Source organism: Shewanella sp. AC91-MNA-CIBAN-0169, assembly GCF_040310165.1.
In the GTDB taxonomy this organism is placed as follows: Bacteria; Pseudomonadota; Gammaproteobacteria; order Enterobacterales; family Shewanellaceae; genus Shewanella.
In genome coordinates this window covers 1-245 of sequence record NZ_JBEOPM010000178.1, presented here as the reverse complement: position 1 = coordinate 245, position 245 = coordinate 1, and the positions used below count along the sequence as shown (strand labels likewise).

The 245-nt window shown below is 42.9% G+C and carries 1 pseudogene; it reads left to right on the top strand.

What is annotated here, in order from left to right:
• Positions 1 to 245: pseudogene (locus AAEY98_RS22585) on the top strand (hypothetical protein); the annotation flags it as partial.

The following is a 245-nucleotide window of genomic DNA, read 5'->3' as shown; positions in this document are numbered from 1 at the left end:
CGTTAGACCCCTCAAATCCAGCAATGTCGCCTTTTCAGTATATCCTAGGCAATACTGGTAAAGTTGTTTTTGGTATGGTGATTTGGGCGGCCTCAGTGACCTCTGTTATTGGCGCTGCGTATACTTCCGTATCTTTTATGACCAATTTTCATCCCTTTATCGAGACCCATAAGCGCTATTTTATTATTGGTTTTATTGTCATCTCGACATTCGTCTTTGCCACTATCGGCAAGCCAGCTCAAGTA